Below are 18275 nucleotides of genomic sequence, written 5' to 3' on the forward strand. Positions count from 1 at the left end.
CCATGTGGATCTATCAAAGATTTTGCTGTCTTTTTGATCACACATTTTTGTTTGTGTGATCCCATCCACAGTATCCGGTTGTCAAGGTGCCAAAGGTGTTTAACCTTTGCGCCGTTTTGCGGCGCGACGAAATACAATATCAGCACTTTCCGTAAACGTCAAGCAGAAATTAGCAAATTTTTAAAAATTTTCTTTTACCGACCTTTATAACGGCATTTTGCAGAGATTCTACAGGCACGTTATATGACTTTGGAGCAAGTGCTTCGTCATTAATTTTTACTCCACCGCCATCTATAAGCCGCCTAGCTTCGCCAGCGCTTCCCGCCAATCCCGCAACATGAAGAAGCCCCGCAATGTATACATCCCCATCATCATTTAATGGAAGTTCACCACTAAATTCAGGAATATCATCGGGAGCCTCATGGGCTTTAAAGACCTTGTCAAAATGCTCTTCAGCTAATGCCGCCGCTTCAGAATTGTAATAAGATTCCACAATATTTCTAGCAAGCTGGCGCTTTACTTTGTTTGGATGCAATTCGTCGTTTGCAAGACCGGCTTCTATAGAATCAATTTCAGATACATCAAGCGTAGAAGCTAATCGGAAGTACTTCACCATCAGCTCATCGGGAATAGACATTGTTTTGCCAAACATATCCTCCGGCGTATCCGTCAAACCTATGTAATTGCCATAAGACTTCGACATTTTCCGAACGCCATCAGTACCTTCAAGCAACGGCAGCGTTAAGCATACTTGCGCTTCCATGCCCATTTTCTCCATGAGCTCACGCCCAGCCAATAAATTAAACAGCTGATCGGTGCCACCAAGCTCTACGTCGGCTTTTATTACAACAGAATCGTATGCCTGCATAACGGGATAGAGAAATTCATGTAGGCTGATCGGCTGATTAGAGTTGTAGCGCTTCGTAAAATCATCGCGCTCAAGTATGCGCGCTACGGTGAAGTTTGACATAAGGCGAAGCAGCTCTTCCATATTGAGCGTTAGAATCCACTCAGAGTTATAACGCAATGTAGTTTTCTTCGGGTCCAACACTTTGAAAGCTTGATCTACGTAGGTTTGAGCGTTGTGCTTTATCTCTTCGCGAGACAGCTGGGGACGAGTTGAATTTCTACCAGACGGATCGCCAATAAGAGCTGTTCCATCGCCAATTATTAAAGTAACCTGATGCCCTAAATCTTGAAACTGACGCAACTTGCGAAGCGGCACAGCATGACCTAAATGGATATCGGGCGCTGTGGGGTCAACTCCAAGCTTAATGTTAAGTGGGCAATCTCGGCGCAGCTTTTTTAGCAGAGCGTCTTCTGGAACTATCTGCGAGGCGCCCGACTTTATTATGTGCAGTTGTTCTTCGGGCGATAGCATATAAACCCCATTTCCTTGATTAGATATATTTCATTAAACAGAGTGCAAAATTATACAACACCACGAAACATATGCCCGCTAGTTGTACCGGACATCTTTTGCGGCGCATCAATATTGCTGTTGATATGGTTAAGCGCGTGCACAATGCGACCTACAGTTTGCGCGGTCTGCTCTACGCTCATTAGCGTAGCGTCCACGAAAAACATGCTGACACCAGCGCGGATAAGTTTCGGAATGGCAGGCAAAGCGTCCATAGAAACGCTGTTGTAAATATGCCCACGACCAAACAAATCGGATACTACTGGAAATTCGAAATCTTTACGATCGAGCAATGTGTGAGCATGCATGCGCCTGCCGCACGTTAGGCACTCTTGGTTGCATTTGCCGTGAACCATTAGTGGGCAATGCTCTGTAACCATAAGCTCTTGGGCACCGGCTATTTTAACCCCAATAGGAATTGGAGCAGATTTAGCCAGCTCGGCTATTTGATCGATATTAAGTTCTGCCGAAAGCCACGCCTTACTAGCTCCCAATTCTGCAACAAAACCTAGGTCTAGCGCATTTGTTATAGACATGCCAAAACCAGCTTGCGGAATAGCACCAAGAGAAACAGCGCGTACAAGACCTGCTATGCTTTCTACTAAAACTGGCTTGTCAGCCGATACGTATTCCCACAGATTAACACCCAACTTAGCTTCGCGAGAAGTGCCGAGCGCATCGTGAGAAATGTTTGGCATCTGCAATATGCAGTCTTTTGGATATGAAGCCTGCGCTACATCTTTAGCCAAAACGCCATTGTATGTAGATTGCCCCCTGCGATAATTCAGCACCGAAACGTATACTGAATTTGCTCGTGCGCGCTTTGCCGCTCTGACGCATTCTGGATTTGAAGCAAGAACGCAAACAGACGGAGTTGAATTATTGAGCGCAGCCTGCGGAAAATGAGGATGTACGGCGAAAGGTTTTCTAAAGCGATAGCGCGAAAGGATAGTATTTTCCAAAGATGCCAGCGCATCGGAGCGCGTATGGTGCAGCTGAGAAAACCCAATTCCGACACCTGACTGAATACCCACATCAAAAGATGCTACATGAAACGGTGTTTGTCCAGTTCTGCCTATGTGTTCGCACACCTCATCGAAGGTTATTTCCTTGGAACGCGCAGCTTGCACCGTTACCCCTTCTGCCGAAGCGCAAAGCTTGCCGGGGCTTGAAGATTCAAGCAAACGAGAGGCTATAGACCGTTGAACACCTTCGCAAGAATCTGGCGCAGAAACACAGAAGTTAATTTTGAGAGGCTTATCCTGAGAAAGTTCTGCAGAGCAATTAAGAGGCACTCGCGGCTTGAAAATGTCGGGGGCAAACGCAGCGCTAGCATTTCGCACACAAAATACCCTATCCGATATGCGCACACGCGCACTTTTATCGTCTATAGGGATGTATGCCTTTTTGCCATTCATAACAAAATCGGCATGCAGAGTTTGAGTGGTTCTGCCTTTTCCGGTCCAGAATTCCACAACATCGCCGGCATGTAAGTCGTGTTCACACAAAACCTGCACAACACCATCTTGAATTTTGCTAACACGTCCTACAAAAACTCCCCTGTTATTTGGACGCTTGTAACTCATAATGTCGTTATCGCGCTTGCCTTCAAGATAAGCTGTTGTGAAACCGCGCGAAAAAACAGACTTGAGCAAATGCTGCTCTGCCGCACTAGTATGTGCCTGCTCGCCTAAAACAATACGATCGAGCACATTGCGATATACATGTGTTACTTCATATGCATATTCCGAAGATTTCATGCGCCCTTCAATTTTGAAAGAGGTAACACCTGCGCTAACAAGTTCGGGCAGCAAATCGGCTGCGCATAAATCTTTAGGAGAAAGCAGATAATCGCCCGTATTTTCAGCCACAACTTCGCCTTCGCACAACAACTTATAAGGCAAACGACATGCCTGCGCACAAAGCCCACGATTTGCCGAACGGGCACCAATCATTGAAGACATAAGACACTGTCCGGAATAGCAAACGCACAAAGCGCCGTGGACAAAGACTTCTGTTTGTATATCATACTCGGCTGCTAGCGCGGATAAGTTTGCTATCTCGGGCAGAGAAAGCTCTCTGGCCAGCGTGACGCGCTTTGCACCTATATATGCCGCAGCGCGTATTCCCCAAGAATCATGAATGTTGGCTTGGGTAGATAGATGCACGGAACATCCGGGGAAAGCCGATGATACGGCATGCGCAAACGACACGTCCTGAATGATAAGCGCATCAGCACCTGCTTCATAAGCATCACTGGCGCATTGAAGAGCCGATTTTACCTCAGAGGGCAAAATGGCTGTATTTAATGCTACATATACCCGAGTGCCCCGCAAATGGGCGTAATCGCAAGCGGTTTGCAAAGAATCGGGTGTGAAGTTGTCTGCATTGCGCCTAGCATTAAACGATGCCAACCCTAAATAAACCGCATCGGCACCTCCACGAACCGCAGCGTTCAACGCCTCGGCATTTCCAGCCGGACTTAGCAGTTCTAAATGCGTCATTTTTGTAGTTCAGCAGCTTTCTGATCGGTTTCATCTAAGAGAGAAGCTGCTTTATCGTAGCTTTCTTGCACTTCCTTTATTCTGTCCGAATAAGTGGAATAGTCAAATGAAGACCCAACTGCAGAAACGTCTTCATAAAGACTGATGTATGAATTTAAGGCATCTTCTAAGCTCTCGCATGCCTGCATGTATCCGTCTTTAAGTTCCACAAGATCTTCTGGAGCCTCTTGCTCTTTCATTTTGTCGATTAGCTGGAAGGCATCGTCTGCCTGAGTTCGCATACCCACAGTATCGTTTCTTGATACCGCATCGGCAAAACCGTCTAAGCGCTGAGACAAATCGTCAGACATTTGATTTAATGCCGACATATATTGGCGATTTTTAGCAACTGCATCCGTTTGATTATTTGCCTGCTGAGGCATAGTGCATCCAGCTAAAGCTAGAACGCAAGCAAGTGAAAAAAATACTGTAATAAAATTTCTAAAATAGCGGGACATTAAGCCTCCATCAAGTTAATTAGTTTAACGGCGATTATACCCCATCATGCCGGGTTGGTGCCGCACCAGAACCCGGGTTAGAGCTGCCTCCACTGGGGGGTTTAGTAGAAGTTCCACTGCCTCCACTACCGCCACTGTTTCCACTACTTCCACTACTATCGGAAGAATCGTCAAAGGGATTGCGACCAGTAGAAGTATCGGGAATCGCTTCAGCAGCAGCGGCAGCAGCAGCGGCCGCTTCTTCCTCTTCTTTCTTTTCTTCCTCGTAGCGAACCCAAGAACCTTTGCCTATATGATTCTTTTCATCAATATAGTTTTTCTGATAGTCGGGATCGTCGGCAACGGGCCACTGACGTATCTCTTGCCCATCAAGAATGCTATTCATAAACGATGCAAATGCACTTGCAGCAGTAGTTTTAACAGGGCGAGCCTCTTCGTAGGTAGGAGCTCTATCACCAAGCCAAATAGCTACAGCCATTTGCGGAGTCATACCTACAAACCAGCTGTCCTTATTATCGTCAGTAGTGCCAGTTTTACCAGCCACGGGCTGCTTCGTTGAAAGCCGTGCCTGCTTGCCAGTTCCGTTTGAAATAACCCCTTCCATAACATCTAGAGCAGCAACGGCTATTTCTTCATCTATGACACGCTCTCCTTCGGGTGAAGAATTGTCAACTATAACATTGCCCTTGCGGTCTTTTATGGTAAGGACACATTCTGGGTCGTAGTGCGTACCACCATTGGCGATGGTTGCATATGCGTTAGCCATTTCAAGTGGGTTCACCGAAGAAATGCCAAGGGTGATGCCAGCAACTTCTTGAATATCAGACTTAATGCCTAGACGGTGTGCAACATCTATAACATTATCAACCCCAGCAGACATAATAAGGCGCATAAAAGCTGTATTTGAAGATACCGCGAATGCTGAATCTATAGGACGAATGCCATAGTCTGCGTTGTCGTAGTTGTGTACCAGCTGATCGGTACCCTCAACCTTATAGGATTCGCCAGCATCTATTATTGTTTCAGGGTTAATGCCTTCCTCTAAAGCTGCAACCAAAGTGAATGTCTTAAAAGAAGAACCCGGCTGCCGCCCAGAACCGCCTTCACCAGTTGCCATATTCACCTGCTGGGCTTCATAGCTTTCACTATTGCCGCCAACCATAGCGCGAATATATCCATTGTCTGGCTCTATGGCAGCCAGAGCAACCTCGAATCCCTCTCCTGCTTGCTTCTCTTTTTCGGCAGCCGCCTTCTCGGCAGCTGCTTGAGCATTCACATCAAGTGTTGTTATTATCTCTAAACCGCCAGAAAATACATCCGCTGTGCTAAATGCATATTTACCACTTTGATTGAGCAATTGGTTGCGCACATAACTCGTAAAATACGGATATGCTTTTATGCCTGTCATAGAAGGCTCGGTTGGATTCAAAACTAGTTCTTCTGCCTTAGCAGCTTCGGCTTCTTCAGGCGTTATGTAGCCGTTAGATGTCATGCGATCCAAAACCAAATTCCTGCGCGCAAGGCAATTCGATGGACTATTGATTGGATTGTTGTAGGTGGGAGATTGCGGAATACCTACAAGCGTAGCCGCTTCAGCAAGTGTAAGATCGCTAGCATTTTTCGAAAAATATCGCTCCGATGCCGCCTGTATACCATATGCGCCCGAACCGTAATTAATGGTGTTTAGATACATCAACAAAATATCGTCTTTGTTGTATATTTCCTCCATCTTCAAAGCCAGATAAACTTCGCGAAGTTTACGCTTGAAAGAAATGTCTGTCATTTCCTCAGACAAAATAGTGTTGCGAACTAACTGCTGCGTTATGGTAGAGCCACCTTCTAGGGCACCCCCTGTAAGATTGTTAACAAGTGCACGACCAGTACCCATAGCGTCAAAACCGTTATGGTTATAGAAACGTTCGTCCTCGGTAGCTACGGTGCCTTGTTTAACATAATCAGAAATAGCATCCATCTCTACAGGCTCGCGATTTTCAAGTTGAAATTCCGCAAGAACAGTAGTGCCATCGGATGCATAAACTACAGAGGTTGCAGAGGTGTTGAAGGCATCTGAATCGGTATAGTCGGGAAGATCTTCTAGCCAACTATTAGCCAGTGCCGATACACCAAATGCAAATGAAATAATAATAGCTGCAAACACCGCAAGAATAGAAAGTGCGATTACCTTTCCATTCTTCTTTTTGATGTTGTAGCGTCCCTTTACGGCGCGTGAACTCACTCATGCTCCTTATTACGTTTTTGGATATTCTAGCATCGGAAAAATGCTAGATTGATTTCTATTAATTTAAATCCAGCCATTATGCGTTATTTCTCCACGTCGGCAATACAATATCGTCTTGTCAGTAGTAATTATGGATAAGTATTTATCCATGTGTAAAACAATATCGCAACTTATCTGAAAAATCACATTTTGTATTCGTTCGGTTATATTGACCGTTATACAAACGTGCTAGTGATACGATTTCAATAATAAATAATTCGTATAAACATACGTCAATGATGCGCACAGATTCGGAGGATATTTGATGGGACGACACGATCAAGAAATGCGCAGTGAAAACATAGCAGCTATAGCCAACTATTACAGAAGCGGCATTAAAGATACTACACCCAAAATTGGAATAGAAATTGAGCATACGCTGGTATACCCAAACGGAAGCCAAGTACCATATGAGGGCGACTGCGGCGCACAAGAGTTGCTTAAAAAACTAGCTGGATCTTTCCCGGAACCTATGTGCGATGGCAACAATATAATCGGCATGGTCGGAAAAGATAAAACCGTTACGCTAGAACCAGCAGCACAGGTAGAACTGTCCGCTGGACCATTCGATAGCTTGTTTGAGGCGAAAAAATGTATTGATAATTTTGAAAGTGAGTTGCTTGACGCCGGGAAAGACTGCGGAATAAAGGTTTTAACACCGGGATATCACCCCACAATGCGCGCAATAGATTTAAAGATAATACCTAAAAAACGCTACGCTATTATGAATGAATATTTGGGTGCCATATCTATGTTTGGAATATGTATGATGCGCGGTAGCGCTTCTACGCAAATATCGATCGACTACACCTCTGAAAAAGATTGTCTACAAAAACTGCGCCTTTCTAATGCATGCGTACCTATATTTTCTCTGATATGCGATAACTCGCCCATATTTGAAGCCAAACCAAGAACACACAATATGGTAAGAACGAAAATATGGCAGAAGTGCGACCCTGATCGGTGCGGAATAGTGCCAAAGGTAATGGATAAGAATTTCTCTTTAGATGCATATGCTGCCTATATTTTGGACACACCGGCACTTGTTGCAAAAATAGACGATATCGATAAGCCATGTAAAAAAACATTTGGGGAATTATTTGCTGATAAAGTTATGTCTACTGACGATATAGAGCACGCTTTATCAATGTTTTTCAATGATGTTCGCCTGAAACGTTATATAGAAATAAGACCCGCAGATGCAATGCCATCAGAATACGTAGTTGCTTATGCGGCGCTTATTAAAGGGCTTTTCTATAACGCAAATGCTCTTAGTCAGATGGAATTAATATTTGATAATGTATCTAATGAAGATATAGCAGATGCAAAAACAATCTTAATGCAAAAAGGATATGCGTCCGACGTGTATGGAAGCCCAGTGTCTGAAATTGCCGATGAACTGATAAGCATTGCGGCTAGTAGTTTATCGGAAGAGGAAAAACATTTTATTGCCCCAATAGCAGAACTAGTTGAGCATCGCAAAACGCTAGCAGATATCGCAGAGATGGAGCACATATAATAGGTACGCTTTAGATGTGCAATGCCGGAAAGGGTGTATTCAGGAATTTCGCAGTTCTAAATACGCCTTGCCGGCTTTAGCGATGCAATACGATGCAATGCAAAGTTTAATTTGCATACATATTTGCATAAGGCCTAGCTGACTTGGGAACAATTTTTACAAACTCTTCTATATCGGGTAATGTAAATTTGTCTAATTCGTCTCCAAAGTTTTCTGAATAGCTGTTAAGCAAACCTGTTATTTTTGTTTCGTCACTATCATCTAGGGGACAAATTGAAAGATCATCTGTAATGCCAGACAAATCAATATTTTTTCTTAGATATATAACGCCCCCATGCATACCTGTAGCTAAGTAAGATCCGGCTTTGCCCAGAAGCAAAATAATGCCACCTGCCATGTATTCACCTAGAAAGTTCCCAGCATTACCACCGATAACTATAGTTGGACATTTATCTTGATATTGCTTCATATTTATGCCAACACGCCAACCGCAATCATCGCGTATAAAAATGGTACCGCCTCGCATAGCATAACCCGCTGCATCTCCACAGCGCCCATGAATGACAACTACGCCATCATTCATTGTGTTACCTATCTGGTCTTGTGCGTTTCCAAAAACTTCTATACTGCCACCATCCATATAAGCGGCCATATCATTTCCCGGCGTACCGAATACATATATGCTTTTACCTGTGGGCATTGCGCATCCTATATAGCGTTGCGCAAAAACGTTACGCAGTATAAGACTGCTACATTTGGCAAGCTTTTGGCGAATAAGTTCATTCGCTTCATGAAAATGCAACGTTCCCAGTGTTAGCTCTTCCTTATTATTGTCGCAAACAAAGTGCTTTTTATTCTCCAGCATGTTTCACCCCGAGTATCTCGAGTTCTTTCTTATTTAGCCCTACTCCGCGCAACATATAACGATTTCCCCGAAGGCTATCGATTGAATTTATCCCCATTCCGCCCATCATCTCTTCTATTTCTTTGTTCCAGCCTCTAACAAGATTCACTATCCTTTTTGCAGCTGATTCTGGATGAAGGCGCCTTGTTAAACTCGGATCTTGGGTAGCAATGCCCCAATTACAACGCCCGCGATAGCAATCGCCACACTGATGACACCCTACAGCTATAAGAGCTGCAGAACCAATAGATACAGCATCAGCACCAAGTGCTATAGCGCGCACTATGTCCGCTGAACTGCGAATAGAGCCAGAAACGACAAGACTAACCGTAGAGCGTATACTTTCGTCTCGTAAACGCTGGTCTACAGCCGCTAGTGCTAGCTCGATTGGTATACCAACGTTGTCTCTGATGCGCTTAGGAGCAGCACCTGTTCCGCCTCGAAAACCATCTATAACAATAATGTCAGCTCCAGCCCGAGCCATACCTGAAGCTATTGCAGCGGCATTATGCACAGCAGCTATTTTTACCAATACTGGTTTTTTGTATAAAGTGGCTTCTTTCAATGAAAAAATAAGCTGGCGCAAGTCTTCAATAGAATAAATATCATGATGAGGTGCAGGGGATATTGCATCTGAACCCTGTGGAATCATTCGCGTACCGGACACCTCAGCTGTAACTTTTTCGCCCGGAAGATGCCCTCCAATGCCGGGCTTTGCCCCTTGCCCAATCTTAATTTCTATAGCAGCCGCATTATTGAGATAATGAGGATCTACCCCAAATCTTCCCGAAGCCACTTGAACGATTGTATTGTCAGAATAATCTTCCAAGTCGCGATGAAGACCACCTTCGCCGCTGTTGAAAAAAGTACCGAGTTCGCGAGCTGCCATAGCTAGCGCTTTTTGGGTATTAAGAGATACCGACCCAAAGCTCATTGCAGAAAACATAACAGGAACATTCATTTTAAGTTGCGGTGGCATTTTTGAAACCACTTTGCGTTGTCGTTCGTTAATTTTTAGCATGTTTGGTCGGCTGCCTAGAAACACTCTTGTTTCCATAGGTTCTCGCAATGGATCTATGGATGGATTTGTTACTTGGCTTGCATTCAATAGAAGATGATCCCAATACACCGGATACGAATTAGGTGTACCCATAGACGATAGAAGCACCGCCCCCGTCTGAGCCTGTTTTGCAATGTCTTGCATATATCCAAGCGTCCAATTAGATGACCCAACGCCAACTTGGGGCCACTCAGTAATAGCAAGAGCATTTTCTGGGCACATAACAACACATCTTAGACAATTAACGCATTTTTTATGACTGGCTTTTATGGCAACTCCATCGGCGCTTTTATAGTGCACTCCGTTAGAGCAAGAATGTATGCACACTCCACAGTTGCTGCACACTTCTAAATCGCGATATACCCTGTATTTGGGAAGGCTATGATCAAGCATGTGTTGCCTCCCTTCTACGTGGAGGCAATACTCCTGTTTCGTGCGCCAGAGGCGTTTCCTTTGCAATGTTTTCGGCGGATTCATTCATCTTGCGCTGTGCCACTTCGTCAAGCTGTACAACAAATGGCACACCACCTTCTATAGATCTAACATTTTGAGCATCGGGGCAAACCACTTCTATGGCAGCTTGCTCGCTTGCCATATATACCATGCTCCCCTTTTCTCCAACCATGAGCGCTCTTAATTTAAGACGATCGTTCAAAGCCAGAAGACCTTCTTCGGAGCCTAAAATAACTGAAAACGGTCCATTCACAAGGGCGCTTGCATACGTTATGCGAAGCGCTGTTTCAAATTCCGCATCTTCAGGACTCATCTTGTCGATTTCTTCCCAAGATGCAGCCGTCATAATATGAGCAGCCATCTCCTGTGACAAGCCATGTCTTCTTGAAAGCAAATCGAACAAATACGTTATAACCTCTGTGTCTGTTTGAAGATCGCAGAGATATCCAAATTGTTCAACATATCTTCGGTTAGCATCGTAGCTTGAAATTTCTCCATTATGAACTACAGACCAGTTAAGCAAAGTAAACGGATGTGCGCCTCCCCACCATCCCGGGGTATTGGTAGGAAACCTACCATGAGCAGTCCATGCCCAACCAGAATAATCGGTTATTCTATAGAATTCACCAATATCTTCCGGATAGCCCACACCCTTAAAAGCTCCCATATTTTTCCCAGAAGAAGCCACAAATGCCCCATCAATACAAGAATTAATATGCACCACATGACGCATTGTGTATTCGGATTCATCTAAACCGCTCATATTGAGTCGCATAGGATGCGGAGCAGCAAAATATCGCCAAATATCAGGGGGATTCTTTATTGAGGCAACGCTTTCGGTAGGAATGCGCTCCTGTTTTTCTATCATGAAATACTTATCAATATAAGCCTCTGTCTGTATTCGCGACTCGTGAGTTTCATACATAATGTGAAATGCGTATAGCTCTTTGTATTCAGGATATATTCCATACGCCGCAAAGCCGCCACCTAATCCATTGCCTCTATCGTGCATCAGCGCAATAGATTTAAGAATGTCGTTGCCGTCATGACGTTTGCCGCTTTTATCCATAACGGCAGATATCGCACATCCGGAAGGGATTCTAACGTCACCTTCTCTAGGTATGGGTTTAACCGCCATATTCTGCACCTCTTTAAGTGGAGATCAATAATCTGCATACACGTATATCTATATTAGAAAAATGTTAACATCGATATGTTACGCATGAATGTGCTGCATGTTTCTATCGTGTTAAGCACTCCTAATATTTGCCTGATTCGTAACGTAAAAATGGAGCTATACGACAGCACGTATTAATTCTGTTAAATCTGATCCAAATCCATCGTGTGTAATACACCAAAAGACATAGCTGATAACTGCAACTGAATCGATGCAGGAAAGACTATTTGGCAACCACATACGATAGCTAAGCATGTCAGTCCAAGACATGCTGGACAAAGATGATATATCAGTGACCTTAGAATTTTCTAGGTTAACAAGCGCAGCCCCAATAAAACAATTCGACTCTTTTTCTTTATCAGATAGGTTGGGCCATTGCCAAGGAACTACGATATGTAAGGGCTCTGAAATTGAATTCTCTTCTATATGCTGCATAAGAGACAACACTGACCGAACCTTATGCACAAATGCATTCCTAATTGATTCGTTCGCAGACAGCGCCTCGGGCGACCAATCAAACCGATCTAAAAGAATGCGATCAGCTATAGTTGCAGGATTAGACATGCAAAGAAAATGTTTAACAGTGTTAATATCTGGCTCTTCTACGATGAAATCAGAAGAGCAAAATTGCGCAGGAAAATAAAGCGTGCCTTTACGCATAGTAGCACCCACTCTCTTTAATTCCCTATACGGCGAGGATCTTGCAAGCGTTGTATGGGTACCGCGGGAAATACGGTACCTGCGCGGACACTCTTTTTGAAAGAGGCACTTGCACTGGCTCATTTTCTTCACTATATCATAAATAAAACATTTGTTCTATATTATTTATAAATTCATAAAAAGAAGGCATCCACTAACAGTAGATGCCTTCTCAAATGCTTATATAGCCAGTAGTGGCTATTTATGCAACTTCTGATTAAGCGCTAAAATCTCGTCGCGCGCATGACGCCAATCACGACTGCCTAGACCGGCAAAACCAGCCGCCACTAACGCCATAATGAAAAAGATAGCATTAGCCACAGTTGTACTCGCCCACTCCACACCATTAGATGAAAGCGATATTTTGATAACTATAAGTACAGCAAAACCCACAATTGCCGCTATGCAGCGCATAAACCCATTGCGCTTTTTCAGCTTCAATTCATATATCTGCTGTTTTATCTTGGCTTTATTTTTGGAGTTGCGAGACATAAATTCACCTATGCACTAGTGGCTGAAGACGGATTTACTTCGTAATCGAAACCCTCAACATTATCGGAAGCGGGCACCTGCTTTGTTAGACCATCTATAGATGCCTGTGCTTTATCTATGTGAACTTGATGAATAGGCTTACGTCCGAATACCGCATTGTAAATTATCCATGTAAACAGCGCGGTAATCATAAGACCGAATACAGCCAGTCCAAATGAACCAAGATGCAGAAGAGCTGTTCCGGTTTCACCCATGGCTAGATCGAATCCAACATTGTACATGTTGTAACCGCCAACGGTTATCATTACGGAGAAACCTTCCCCAGAGAGATTCGCCAAAGCACCAGAAACTCCAAGTGGCGCAAATATTGCGCCGCACATCCATGCTGTCATCAATATATGAAGCGGAGTAACCTTCGGTGTTATTGACTTCAGAGCAACAAAAAGGATTTGGAACAGTGCCGCAAGTACACCACCAATAAGGAAAGCTAGCGGGAAAAGCATTGCGCCAGTAGTTTTTTCTATAGTAAATGCTGGCTCAACACCTAGCATACCAAACAAGAAACCTATGACTATACATATAGCCGCAAAAACCACATTGAACCACAGTACAAACCAAACAACGTTAATAACGCACTTTCCAGCTTTTTCATTGTTGGTGGTCCACGGTCCAACAGCTTTCATGCCTACCGCCATAGCAAAACCAGAGAACGGCAACAAAGCTCCGAATGTTGCCCATTCCTCAACGTATTGGTAGCAAGCTAGACCACCCAAAATGCAGCCAATTACACCCATAGATACCAGCGTGGCGCCGCCTATGAAAAACTCCATCGGAGTGCCAGCAAGCACTGTCTGCCAAACCGCTAATATAGCCTGAGCGATAAGCGCAAACATTCCTCCTACAAAAAAACTGTAGATTACTGTCTTGTACGGTTTCATATCTTCCCCTATTAAACATCTATCAGCCAAATAAACAGCTGACCCCTAGTATTTTGCGCATTAGATGCGCAAGCCGCATGCGATTATAACCTTAGTTGCCCGCGGCTCGTGCTGCCTCGTGCGCTTCAATCAGCTTTTTGGTCACTTCTCTCGGTGCCTCTTCGTAGCCCTCCAACTTAATTGAATATGTACCGGAGCCGCGCGTAATTGAACGAAGATCTTTCGTGTAACTGATAACTTCAGCATATGGCACGCGCACTTTAATAATTGTCTCTCCAGCAGCACCTGCGTCAGTACCTATTATGCGACCTCGACGTGTCGAAATATCGCCCATAACTGCACCCGCATACTCTTCATCAACAGCAACATCAAGCGTAGCCATCGGCTCTAGCACAACCGGATTCGCTTTTTCACATGCCGCGCGGAAGCCTATGCGAGCAGCAGTCTTAAACGCCATTTCATTACTGTCTACAGCATGGTAAGAGCCATCGAAGACGGTACATTTAATATCAACCATGGGATATCCAGCCAAAAAGCCTTCCGCCATAGCTTCTTGCACGCCTTTATCGACAGCAGGAATTAACCCGTTGGGAATAACGCCACCCTTAATAGCGTCCACAAATTCATATCCACCATCTGGAATAGGCTCTAAGCGCAGCCAGCAATCGCCAAATTGACCAGCGCCACCGGTTTGTTTCTTATGGCGACCTTGCGCCTCGGACATGCGGCGAATAGTTTCACGATAAGGAATGCGAACATCAACCAATTTGGCATCTACACCAGCTTGCTCTTTCATGCGAGAGAGCAGCATATCAACCTGAGTATCGCCCATAGCATATACTATAGTTTGATGCGTCTGATCGTCGCGCTGAATGCGAATTGTAGGATCGGCCTCAGCCGCACGTGTCAAGAATGTGCCTAGCTTGTCCTCTTCATTTTTGTTCACAGCCTCTATTGCGACCGGATACAGCGGCTCGGGCAATTCAAGCGGTTCAATTGCTATGTCGCCTTCTACGGAAAGCGTATCACCATTGCGCGTCTCGGAAAGCTTTGGCACAACAACAATATCACCAGCTTTCGCGCTTTTTACATCCATTGGTTCTTTACCCATCATTACCTGAATCTTGCCCAAGCGCTCTTTCTTGCCGGTACGCGCGTTGATCAGCTCTAGTCCGGGCTCAAGATATCCGGATAACACTTTAAGGAAGCTTAAACGCCCAACAAACGGATCGTTTATAGTCTTAAAAACAAACGCACTAGGACGTTTTGTCTCGTCAATTGGAATAGTTAATCCATCAGACATTTGACGGAAACGACCATGACTGCGCGGGTGCGGGAAGTATGTGCATATATCTTCCATGAGGCTCTCTACGCCCTGCATAATAATGGTCGAACCAACAAATACGGGAATGAATAACTCTTGGGCAATCGCTTTATCGAGAAGCGATTCTAACTCTTCTTGACTTAGCTGCTCTTCGCCATCGAGGTATTTCATCATAAGCTCATCATCGGCTTCAGCAACCAAATCGCAAAGTTTATCGCGCGCCATTAATGCAGCTTCCATATAGTCAGCGGGAATATCCTCTACCGTTTCCTCAGTACCGCCGCCTCTGTGATAGCGTGCCTTCATGCGAATAACATCTATTACGCCTTCAAAATCGCGATTAACACCAATAGGAATAGTCACAGCGCCCAAACGCGATCCGAAACGTGCATGCAGAGTAGCCATAGCAGCATCAAAGTTAGCATTTTCGCGATCGATATGATTGATATATACTGCGCGCGAAAGCCTCATTTTTTCGGCTTCACGCCAAAGACGAGTAGTCATAACCTGCGGTCCAGCAACTGCATCTACCACAAATAGTGCCATTTCTGCAGCTTGCATAGTAGCTAAGGTATCGCCAATAAAATCGGGATGCCCAGAAGTATCAAGCACATTAATTTTGTAGTCTTTATAAGGAATAGGAGCTATGCTCGTGCTTATTGTGAACTTACGCTTTATTTCCTCTGAATCGTAGTCCATAAACGACTTACCATCATGCGTTGTACCCATTCTAGGAGTTTTACCCGAAACGTACAGCATGGCTTCAGCCAGTGATGTTTTACCTGCGCCATCTTGACCCACAAGGACAATATTGCGCACATGCTCAGTAGCAGGAGCTGCCATCTTTTCCTCCATCTCGAAGATCTAAACACATCTGTAGCAAATGCCACGACAATAGATGTGCATTAATATGCATGATTAGTTTACCCCATGGAAGCTATACCTGAATATCTCGAGCACATAATATATCGATTTCTAGAAGGCATTAAGTGATGGCTACACCTAACCAACAACCGTTTATCGTTGAACCCATACAACGATTAGATGATGCTGATATTATTTTCATTCTCCTTTTATAAATAGTATATGGCGGCATTACTAATGCACTATTAGTGCATCAATTTTTAAGATGTTAAGGTTTAATGCAACAAGATTAAGGCTTAAATTTTATGAATCACAATGCTGCATCCACGGCAATGCGTGAGCATGAAGCGAAAAAATCTAATCTTTCAATGTATAAAGTTGCCATCGTAATTAGTATGGTCGCAGCTGCTTCTACCTTTTTATCGTCGGCACTTATAACAAAATTGTCTAAGAAAGCAGACGATAGAATAGTCATTAAAATGAAGCGGGAAGTACAGGAATATAACGCGCGTATAGAAGAGTTACGCTTAGCGGGAAGTAACTTGGCGCGCATGAATTCGCAAACCATAATTCACATGTATTACGCACTTCACGCACAGCAGCTTGCAAGATTTGGGTTGACTGAACGAGAAATAGAAATTGCCACAAAAGCCGTTTTAGGCGAATCCTCAGCATCGATAGCAAAGCAGATGTTTGTATCCCAAAGCACAATTAGGCACTCCTTAGGATCGGTTTACAAGAAAACCGGCACCAAAAATTGCCAAGAATTGCGCAGTTTAATACGCGCCCGCATACAACAAGAAGATTCGCCAACTTATGAATCAAACAAGAAAGTTTAAGTTTCTAAAGCTCAGATATTATCCTTTGCGTGCGTTGCTGTACCTCAAATTTCACCTGCTCTATATCAATGCCTGTCCACGAACCATTTTGGTACACAATTTTGCCATCGCAGATAGTCATAACAACATCGCTGCCATCCCCCGCAAAAACAACATTGTAATCGGGCTGTACCATGGGACACCATTGCGGACCTGTAATATCTAGAACACATATGTCGGCGCGCATTCCCTCTTTCATAACGCCGCAGTTGCTACGCCCCTGCGAAAGCGCGCCTGTGCGCGTAGCTGCACGAAGAATCTGCTTGGGTTCAACTACCGATGGATCTAGTGTAGAGCCTTTGTATATCAGACCCATTACGTACAAATCTCCGAATAAGTTATGGTTATTATTCGATGCCATACCATCGGAACCAACACATATATTCATGCCGCGTTCAAGCATCTCAGGGATTGGCGCAAAGCCACTTCCTAGCTTCATATTTGAAACAGGATTATTAGCCACAAAAACGCCCTTACGGTCTAATATATCTATGTCGTTAGAACTAAGCCATACACAGTGTGCAGCTGTACACGGCACATCAAAAGCTCCAATACTATCGAAATACTCTACCGGCGATAACCCACCATGGCGCTGACGACATTCTTGAACTTCTTTTTCAGTTTCGCTGAGATGCAGATGAAGACGCAAATTGTTGCCGTGCAAAATTTCTATAATATCTCTGCAGGTTTGTTCATTAGACGTGTATTCCGCATGAATGTTGTAATCGATCAGAATTCGCCCATCATAGCTGCCATGCAAATCGCGCACATACTGTTCATTTAATTGGCAAATAGGATATTCGGAATATGGTTTTGGCTCAAACGCCAACAATCCTTCACACAAATTAGCTTTCATACCCGCTTCACCCACAGCGCGTGCGCGCTCGGGCGTGGCATAATACATATCGCTAAACGAGACTACCCCGTATCTCGACATCTCGGCACACGCAAGCAATGTAGCCCAATAATTATCCTCAGGTGTCATTTTCGCTTCAAAGGGCCAGCATTTTTCATTAAGCCATCTATCCAGCGGAAGGTTCTCGGCAAAACCGCGCAGAAGCGTCATAGGAGCATGGGCATGCGCATTGTAAAGCGCAGGCATTGCTAATTTGCCACAACCGTTATACACATCACCATAGCGCATAACATCAGCAGGTGGCTCTGATCCAATGTAGTCTATTGCGCCATCAATTATGCCGACATATTGATGATCTTGAAAATCTAAATTCTCATCGAGAATAGCAATGTCACGCAGAAGCATTCCGACT

General features: G+C 44.3%; 14 protein-coding genes. 2 read left to right on the forward strand and 12 right to left on the reverse strand.

What is annotated here, in order from left to right; genetic code table 11:
- Positions 1-169: 169 nt before the first annotated feature.
- The 4 genes from tyrS to G7Y37_RS02755 are packed head-to-tail and all read right to left on the reverse strand — an operon-like array spanning position 170 to position 6657.
- The gene (gene tyrS, locus G7Y37_RS02740; RefSeq protein WP_165061443.1) at positions 170-1381 is read right to left on the reverse strand and encodes a tyrosine--tRNA ligase; all 1212 of its coding nucleotides are present in this window, start codon (positions 1379-1381) and stop codon (positions 170-172) included.
- A gap of 50 nt (positions 1382-1431) precedes the next feature.
- Entirely contained in the window at positions 1432-3924 is a 2493-nt protein-coding gene (locus G7Y37_RS02745) for a DUF3656 domain-containing protein (RefSeq protein ID WP_165061446.1), read from the reverse strand.
- Positions 3921-4421: a hypothetical protein gene (locus G7Y37_RS02750; RefSeq protein WP_165061449.1), complete on the reverse strand. Its 501-nt coding sequence runs from the start codon at positions 4419-4421 to the stop codon at positions 3921-3923. The genes G7Y37_RS02745 and G7Y37_RS02750 overlap by 4 nt, the downstream gene beginning before the upstream one ends.
- 34 nt (positions 4422-4455) lie before the next feature.
- Positions 4456-6657, reverse strand: coding sequence for a transglycosylase domain-containing protein (locus G7Y37_RS02755; protein ID WP_165061453.1), 2202 nt, complete (start codon positions 6655-6657; stop codon positions 4456-4458).
- A gap of 307 nt (positions 6658-6964) precedes the next feature.
- Here G7Y37_RS02755 and G7Y37_RS02760 point away from each other — a divergent pair, with 307 nt between their 5' ends.
- Positions 6965-8218, forward strand: a complete 1254-nt coding sequence (locus G7Y37_RS02760; protein ID WP_165061455.1) for a glutamate-cysteine ligase family protein — start codon at positions 6965-6967, stop codon at positions 8216-8218.
- Between the two features lie 106 nt (positions 8219-8324).
- On the opposite strand, the gene G7Y37_RS02765 is transcribed toward G7Y37_RS02760, so the two are convergent.
- The 7 genes from G7Y37_RS02765 to G7Y37_RS02795 form a co-directional block, all read right to left on the reverse strand.
- The gene (locus G7Y37_RS02765; protein WP_165061458.1) at positions 8325-9083 is read right to left on the reverse strand and encodes a glutamate synthase; all 759 of its coding nucleotides are present in this window, start codon (positions 9081-9083) and stop codon (positions 8325-8327) included.
- Entirely contained in the window at positions 9070-10575 is a 1506-nt protein-coding gene (locus G7Y37_RS02770) for a glutamate synthase-related protein (RefSeq protein WP_165061460.1), read from the reverse strand. Before G7Y37_RS02770 ends, G7Y37_RS02765 begins: the two co-directional genes overlap by 14 nt.
- Complete coding sequence (locus tag G7Y37_RS02775; RefSeq protein WP_165061463.1) at positions 10568-11773, reverse strand: glutamine amidotransferase family protein; 1206 nt, start codon at positions 11771-11773, stop codon at positions 10568-10570. Before G7Y37_RS02775 ends, G7Y37_RS02770 begins: the two co-directional genes overlap by 8 nt.
- A 156-nt stretch (positions 11774-11929) precedes the next feature.
- Positions 11930-12484 (reverse strand): hypothetical protein, encoded by a 555-nt coding sequence (locus tag G7Y37_RS02780; protein ID WP_165061466.1) that lies wholly within the window; start codon positions 12482-12484, stop codon positions 11930-11932.
- Between the two features lie 225 nt (positions 12485-12709).
- Positions 12710-13003, reverse strand: a complete 294-nt coding sequence (locus G7Y37_RS02785; protein ID WP_165061469.1) for a hypothetical protein — start codon at positions 13001-13003, stop codon at positions 12710-12712.
- An 8-nt stretch (positions 13004-13011) separates the two neighbouring features.
- Positions 13012-13941 (reverse strand): SpoVA/SpoVAEb family sporulation membrane protein, encoded by a 930-nt coding sequence (locus G7Y37_RS02790; RefSeq protein ID WP_165061472.1) that lies wholly within the window; start codon positions 13939-13941, stop codon positions 13012-13014.
- A gap of 91 nt (positions 13942-14032) precedes the next feature.
- Entirely contained in the window at positions 14033-16108 is a 2076-nt protein-coding gene (locus G7Y37_RS02795; protein ID WP_165061475.1) for a translation factor GTPase family protein, read from the reverse strand.
- A 326-nt stretch (positions 16109-16434) separates the two neighbouring features.
- On the opposite strand from G7Y37_RS02795, the gene G7Y37_RS02800 reads away from it, so the two are divergent.
- A complete protein-coding gene (locus tag G7Y37_RS02800) occupies positions 16435-16968 on the forward strand; it encodes a helix-turn-helix transcriptional regulator (protein ID WP_165061478.1) in 534 nt (177 codons plus the stop codon).
- Between the two features lie 4 nt (positions 16969-16972).
- Here the strand turns inward: G7Y37_RS02800 and G7Y37_RS02805 are convergent, their stop codons facing one another.
- Complete coding sequence (locus tag G7Y37_RS02805) at positions 16973-18268, reverse strand: amidohydrolase (RefSeq protein ID WP_165061481.1); 1296 nt, start codon at positions 18266-18268, stop codon at positions 16973-16975.
- Positions 18269-18275: the final 7 nt, after the last annotated feature.

The sequence above is a fragment of the Adlercreutzia sp. ZJ154 genome (assembly GCF_011039055.1).
Taxonomy (GTDB): Bacteria; Actinomycetota; Coriobacteriia; order Coriobacteriales; family Eggerthellaceae; genus Adlercreutzia_A.

Bases quoted from the DNA above. Each gene is read 5' to 3' on its own strand.
- tyrS (WP_165061443.1), bottom strand. From the start codon at position 1,381: ATGCTATCGCCCGAAGAACAACTGCACATAATAAAGTCGGGCGCCTCG.
- G7Y37_RS02745 (WP_165061446.1), bottom strand. From the start codon at position 3,924: ATGACGCATTTAGAACTGCTAAGTCCGGCTGGAAATGCCGAGGCGTTG.
- G7Y37_RS02750 (WP_165061449.1), bottom strand. From the start codon at position 4,421: ATGTCCCGCTATTTTAGAAATTTTATTACAGTATTTTTTTCACTTGCT.
- G7Y37_RS02760 (WP_165061455.1), top strand. From the start codon at position 6,965: ATGGGACGACACGATCAAGAAATGCGCAGTGAAAACATAGCAGCTATA.
- G7Y37_RS02765 (WP_165061458.1), bottom strand. From the start codon at position 9,083: ATGCTGGAGAATAAAAAGCACTTTGTTTGCGACAATAATAAGGAAGAG.
- G7Y37_RS02770 (WP_165061460.1), bottom strand. From the start codon at position 10,575: ATGCTTGATCATAGCCTTCCCAAATACAGGGTATATCGCGATTTAGAA.
- G7Y37_RS02775 (WP_165061463.1), bottom strand. From the start codon at position 11,773: ATGGCGGTTAAACCCATACCTAGAGAAGGTGACGTTAGAATCCCTTCC.
- G7Y37_RS02785 (WP_165061469.1), bottom strand. From the start codon at position 13,003: ATGTCTCGCAACTCCAAAAATAAAGCCAAGATAAAACAGCAGATATAT.
- G7Y37_RS02790 (WP_165061472.1), bottom strand. From the start codon at position 13,941: ATGAAACCGTACAAGACAGTAATCTACAGTTTTTTTGTAGGAGGAATG.
- G7Y37_RS02795 (WP_165061475.1), bottom strand. From the start codon at position 16,108: ATGGCAGCTCCTGCTACTGAGCATGTGCGCAATATTGTCCTTGTGGGT.
- G7Y37_RS02800 (WP_165061478.1), top strand. From the start codon at position 16,435: ATGAATCACAATGCTGCATCCACGGCAATGCGTGAGCATGAAGCGAAA.
- G7Y37_RS02805 (WP_165061481.1), bottom strand. From the start codon at position 18,268: ATGCTTCTGCGTGACATTGCTATTCTCGATGAGAATTTAGATTTTCAA.